This window comes from Ruegeria sp. CL5 (assembly GCF_056536485.1).
Genome location: NZ_JBQFPS010000014.1, coordinates 110,614 through 116,623 on the forward strand (window position 1 = coordinate 110,614; position 6,010 = coordinate 116,623).

6 protein-coding genes are annotated in these 6,010 nt (G+C 55.6%); 5 read left to right on the top strand and 1 reads right to left on the bottom strand.

Features of this window, described 5'->3' with window-relative positions:
* Positions 1 to 28: 28 nt before the first annotated feature.
* The 4 genes from ACR0IU_RS20045 to ACR0IU_RS20060 all read left to right on the top strand — a co-directional run bounded on the left by ACR0IU_RS20045 (position 29) and on the right by ACR0IU_RS20060 (position 4,400).
* Positions 29 to 2,320, top strand: a complete 2,292-nt coding sequence (locus ACR0IU_RS20045) for a type I secretion system permease/ATPase (protein WP_480717475.1) — start codon at positions 29 to 31, stop codon at positions 2,318 to 2,320.
* Between the two features lie 3 nt (positions 2,321 to 2,323).
* Complete coding sequence (locus tag ACR0IU_RS20050) at positions 2,324 to 3,664, top strand: HlyD family type I secretion periplasmic adaptor subunit (protein ID WP_480717476.1); 1,341 nt, start codon at positions 2,324 to 2,326, stop codon at positions 3,662 to 3,664.
* A 72-nt stretch (positions 3,665 to 3,736) separates the two neighbouring features.
* Entirely contained in the window at positions 3,737 to 4,129 is a 393-nt protein-coding gene (locus tag ACR0IU_RS20055) for a rhodanese-like domain-containing protein (protein WP_480717477.1), read from the top strand.
* Between the two features lie 85 nt (positions 4,130 to 4,214).
* Entirely contained in the window at positions 4,215 to 4,400 is a 186-nt protein-coding gene (locus ACR0IU_RS20060; RefSeq protein WP_010442554.1) for a hypothetical protein, read from the top strand.
* On the opposite strand, the gene ACR0IU_RS20065 is transcribed toward ACR0IU_RS20060, so the two are convergent.
* Positions 4,401 to 5,159: an alpha/beta fold hydrolase gene (locus ACR0IU_RS20065; protein WP_480717482.1), complete on the bottom strand. Its 759-nt coding sequence runs from the start codon at positions 5,157 to 5,159 to the stop codon at positions 4,401 to 4,403.
* Positions 5,160 to 5,248: 89 nt separating this feature from the next.
* Here ACR0IU_RS20065 and ACR0IU_RS20070 point away from each other — a divergent pair, with 89 nt between their 5' ends.
* Positions 5,249 to 5,623, top strand: a complete 375-nt coding sequence (locus tag ACR0IU_RS20070; protein ID WP_480717478.1) for a hypothetical protein — start codon at positions 5,249 to 5,251, stop codon at positions 5,621 to 5,623.
* Positions 5,624 to 6,010 lie beyond the last annotated feature (387 nt).

Genomic DNA, 6,010 nt, shown 5'->3' on the forward strand with positions numbered 1-6,010 from the left:
GATTTACGAGTGACCGGAAGGTTAGTTTATGTCGATCGTTTTTTCGTCGCGCCGCACCCGTTTTGCTAGCCCATTGGACCGGCACGGAGGAGGGGGTCCGCTGACCCTCAAAACCCGTGATCGCGTGGCCAAGTCAAACGGGAATTCTTTGTCGAAAACAGAGGCACGATTGCGGTTGACCCCTGAAATGCGGATGCCTGAGCCTTGCGTTGGAATGGCAGCTGCAGAACCTGCGACGTACCCCAATGATCCAGAAGAATTGCCGCGTGCGGCGCAACAAACATACAGACCGACGCAGGCAGAAGCAGAGGCAGAGCAGCAGAATGCAAATTCAAAATCGTGCGCTGGCTCTCCCCTTCGGCGCACGCGGTCGCGGCCCAAAAAAGACAAGGATCCTGTGGGTGGCGACGCTGGGGTGGCCGATGCGGAAGCCCCTGATCGTGACGCCGCCGATCAATCGACTGCGCGCATGACCCCCTCTGTGCCGTCGGACGGCAAAAATCGCATGGGCACTACGATCGAGGCTAAGGCAAATGAACCGTTGATGCGCCTGGAAACGGGAGGCGGCGACGGGAACGGGCCACCCCAAACTTTTCACAAACGCACCCCGCCTGAAGATTTCCAGAAGACGCTGCGCACATCGCTGCGGGCAATTTGGCGTAATCTGGCTTTCGTGCTGGTTCTGACTTGCGCAACTAACGTTCTGATCCTTGCGATCCCAATTTACCTGTTTCAAATCAGTGACCGAGTTCTGACCAGCCGGTCGCTGGATACGCTTATCATGCTGACCGCTATCGTCGCCGGGGCGGTCATTTTTCAATCAGCCTTTGACGCGGTTAGGCGATTCATGTTGATGCGCACGGCGGTCGAAGTGGCCGCGCGTCTTGGTGCTCCGGTTCTGAGCGCCGCTGCCCACGCCTCTCTGCATGGTAACGGACGTGAATATCAGACTTTGGGTGATCTGCAGCAGGTGCGGGGCTTTCTGGTTTCCGGCACATTGATTTCGTTTCTCGATGTTCCGTTTGCTCCGCTCTTCATCCTGATGATCTTTCTGGTGCACCCGCAATTGGGGATGATTGTCGTAACGACGGCTCTTATTCTGATGGTGATCGCGCTGATCAACCAGAAGATGACGGCCAAGCCCTTTGCCAAGGCCAATCAGGCGCAATCTTTGGCCAACCAGCATTTGGATTCGATGTCGCGCAACAGTCAGATCATCAACGCGTTAGCGATGATCCCCGAGGCGGTGCGTATCTGGGGTCGTGACACCGCTCAATCGCTGACCTGGCAGGTCAAAGCGCAGGACCGCAACGTCATCTTCGCTGCTATTTCCCGTGCCGTTCGCTTGCTGACACAAATCAGCATACTGGGGTGGGGCGCCTTTTTGGCCCTGCAGGGAGAGATCACCGGAGGAATGGTCATCGCCGCTTCGATCATCGCGGGCCGGGCCTTCGCTCCGATTGAGGGATCGATTGAGGGCTGGAATACATTCCTGCTGACGCGAGGTGCTTTTGGCCGGATCAAGGCTCTGCTGTCGAGTTCGGCTCTGCAATACGAAAAATTACGCCTGCCGCGGCCCGAGGGACGGCTGGATGTAGAGCGTCTGCTCTATGTCCCGGGTGGAACCAAGAGTGTCGTTCTAAACGGGATTACCTTTGCACTGAACCCCGGGGAAACTTTGGCAGTCATCGGGAATTCAGGCGCGGGGAAAACGACGCTGGGCAAAACGCTGGTGGGTTCGATTCTTCCGACCTCGGGAAGCGTCCGGTTGGATCTGATGGATATCCGCAATTGGGATCCACGCCAGTTTGGAGAGAATATTGGCTATCTTCCGCAGGACGTGCAGCTGTTCCCAGGTACCATCAAGGACAACATCGGCCGGATGCGTGCGGACGCCACAGATGAGCAGATCCACGATGCCGCCGTTCTGGCAGACGTACACAACATGATCGCAACGCTGCCACAAGGCTATGAAACCGTGGTGGCCGCAGACGGTTCGCCCCTTTCTGGCGGGCAAAAGCAACGTATCGCCTTGGCACGGGCTTTCTTCGGAAACCCGCGACTGGTTGTTCTGGATGAACCGAACTCGAACCTCGATGTGGCGGGTGACAAGGCGCTGGCACGGGCGATTGAACAGGCCAAGGAAAGCAAGATCACCGTGGTCGTCATCACACAAAAACCAACGCTACTGAATGTGGTCGACAAGATCATGCTGCTGACTGACGGACGTGTGGCGCTGTTCGGGCAACGCGAACAGGTGCTGGAAAAGCTCAACGGGCCGCGCCAGCAACCACCCGAAATTCAGGGCAAGGGGGATTAAGCGATGAACGAAGTGGCACGTACCGACGAATCCGGGCTTTGGTATGCCGAGGTTCCGCGCTCGATCACCAAGTTCATAGTGATTGGGTTAGCCATGCTGATCATCTGTTTTGGTGGCTTCGGCGTCTGGTCATTCCGCGCACCTCTAGCGGCTGCGGTCATCGCGCAAGGCAGTTTTGTCGCGACTGGTCGCAATAAAATCGTGCAGCACCTGGAGGGTGGGATCATCGAGAACATTCTGGTCGCGGAAGGAGAATCCGTTCAGGCCGGACAGATCATGATGACATTGGACCAGACCTCGGCCGAGGCCAATGAGCGCGAGTTGTTCATCCGCAAGATCCGCCTTCAAGCGATGACCGAGCGGCTTCTGGCCGAGCACAGCGAACAGGAAAACCTGGTGTTTTCGCCAGCGCTGATTGAAGCGTCAGACGACGTTGAGGTCATGACGATCCTCGACAATCAGAAACTCAGCTTTGATGTTTCGCGCAAGACCTTGTTGAATGACATCGCCCTGCTTCAGCGTAATATGGAGGCATTGAAAATCCGTGCCTCGGGGTTTGAGGCGCAGTTGACCAGCATGGAGCGCCGCTCGGACATATTGAAGGAAGAATATGACACCAAGCTTTCACTGTTTGAGAAAGGGCTTGTGCGCAAGGGCGATCTGAACACGATCCGCCGGGTACAGGCCGAGGCAGAGGGTCAATTGGCACGCCTGCGGGCAGAGACCGCCGAGGTCAATCAGATGTTGCTGAAGTACGAAGAACAGATTCTGCGGACACGATCAGCTTATCGTGAGGCCGCTCTGGATGAATTGGGCGTTATCGAAGCCGATCTGGAAAGTGTGCGCGAAAAGGCGCGCCAGGCCCGCAGTGTTCTTGACCGCGCTGTGGTGCGGGCGCCGGTCACAGGAACCGTCGTAAGGTTACACCATCACACGCCCGGTGGCGTTATCGAAACAGGCGAACAGATCGCCGAGATCTTACCCGCTGACGCGCCGTTGATTATCGAAGCGCAAATCCCGAGAACCGAGATCGACAGCGTCATAACTGGCCAGATTGCGACGGTACGGCTCGTGGCCCTCAACCAGCGTACGACGCCTGTTCTGGAAGGTCAGGTGTTCTACGTCTCGGCCGACTCGCTTGTCGAAGATTCTGCTGGTATGCCGCAAGAGGTGTATCTGGCGCGCATCTCGTTGACCACTGATGAGATGAGCCGCGTACGGGGGTTTGTTCCCACGCCCGGAATGCCTGCCGAGATCATGATCCAAACCGAAGAGCGCACATTTGCCGCTTATATCGCCAAACCGGTTGTCGACAGTATGTCACGTGCCTTCAGGGAACATTGATTGCCTGAACCTCTACACCTTCAATTTTCTGCATGTTAGCCTTTAGCGGATCAACGAGCAGGAGAGACGAAGATGGCACTGACGGTCAAGGACATGATGCAAGCAGCGAACGCCGCGGTTGAGCGTATTGGTGCCAGCAAAGCGCAGGAATTGCTGGGACAGGGGGCATTGCTTTTGGATATTCGCGACGCACCAGAACTGGAACGTACCGGTCGCGCCGTTGGTTCGCACCATATCCCACGCGGAATGTTGGAATTTCGGGCTGATCCAGATTTGCCATCTCATGATCCTGAACTGCGCAAGGACAGGGTGATCATCCTGCATTGCGCGTCAGGAGGCCGGGCAGCGCTGGCAGGAAAACTGCTTAAGGATATGGGATTTTCTCATGTCTATAATCTGGGTGGGTACACAGATTGGGTTGAGGGTGGCGGAGAAACCATCGGTCCGATGGATCGCGGAATGTAGCGACGAATTCTGACCCAAATCAATGCCACGAATATACTAGGGGTGTAATGTCTTGGCCAGAAACCAAACGACAGGACGACTGGCCATGATACGCCTTGCAGCCATGCTATATTCTCTGATCGCTACCGCAATTGCAGGTAGTGCTGTAATCGCCGTTCTGGCCGCCGGGATGGTCAGTTCGGTGGCGATCATTTCCGCGGCCGCTGCAGGTGCTGTTGTTGCCGCACCCGCGTCATGGCTCGTGGCCAAGCGTCTCTATCAAGGTGCATGATCAGGCGTTCAGAAAGGTTCTGACGGCCGCTTCGAATTCACGAGGTTTCTCGGCGTGCAGCCAATGGCCTGCGCCGGGAATTTTGGCAAAGCGTGCAGCGGGAAACATCTGACGGATATGGTCGCGATATTCGGGCAAGACATAATCCGATGCGGCACCAGAAAGAAAAAGAGTCGGACCATCCCAATTGCCAGACACCTCTGGAAAACCCATAATTTTGGGCATTTCATGAGCCAGAACATTAAGATTCAAACGCCATTTCTTGTTCTCGACATCCAGAGATTGCGTGAAGAAGCTCTGAAGTGCTTTTTCAACTCCCTGATCCGCCAGCTGCGATTCAGCATCAGATCGTCGTTCAACATGTGACATATCAACAGCGCGCATCGCTTCAATGTATTTGATCTGGCTATGTCCGTAGGAAACCGGAGCAATGTCGGCGACCACCAGTTTGCGAACCTTGTTTCCGTGCTTTAGGGCTAGCACCATTGCGGCCTTTCCGCCCATAGAATGCCCGACGACATCTGCGGCACCGCCTATGCTGTCGATCACTTCGGCCAAATCCTGCGCCAATTCGGAGTATCCATGCTGATCATTCCAAAAGCTGTAGGCATGATTGCGCATATCGGCTGCGATCACCTGCCGCTCGTCTGACAAGCGCCGCGCAATCACACCCCAGTTTCGCGCCGAGCCATATAGGCCATGCGCAATCAACAAAGGAGGTTGGTCGGTCGGGTCGCCATGGATGATCGTGTTCAACATGGCTATGTGATACCTGCCACCACATGGAACAACCAGCCCCATTGTCGTCAGCATTAAGCGCGGTTAGATTGCCCCGTCAGGAGACGTGAATGTCGCAGGAATTCGATATACAGAGCCAAATCGCGCAGACCATCTTACTGCTGCGTAAAAAGCTTGGTGTGCGGGACAAAACCCTGACAGCATCGGTTCGCCGCGCGAGACGTAGATTGCCGCGTAAGGTCTATAAGCAGGCACTGGTGCTTGCGCAGGCCGAGAAGATGGCAGTTCATCCAAAGCTACGGCTGTTGCTGGATACACCCAAACTCGAGCAGGCATCGGAGGATGTGCAAAGCCATCTGAATGCTATCAGCCTTGCTGACCGGCGTTGGGGGTGGTTTCTAAGCTTTCTGGGGTCGCTTGCTTTGGGCTTGCTGGTTTTGACCGCCGTGTCGATCTTTATCCTCAGGTCGCGCGGCTTGATCTGATTCGCAATTCAGGCGCGATCGCGCAAATGCGAGGCTCATGCAGAGAGCCTCCGGTCGGCTAAAACCCAGATCAGACGTCACACCTCCGAGAACAATATTTTTGAGGCGGTTGAGGCTTATATTGCCCGCATCTGTTTATCTGATGTACGCCAGCAGATTTTACCAACGACGCTGGATGCATCAGGCACCACTGATTTCTCACGTGTACGTCAATCTATATAGCAAAGCGGCGCCCACAGGACGCCGCTTTTAATGATCAAAGTCCGGACTTTTCAGAGGTTCGGATAGATCGGAAACTTGGCGCAGAGGTCTGCGACTTCGGCTTTGACCTTTGCTTCGACTGCGGCATTGCCTTCTTCGCCATTGGCGGCCAGACCATCGACAACT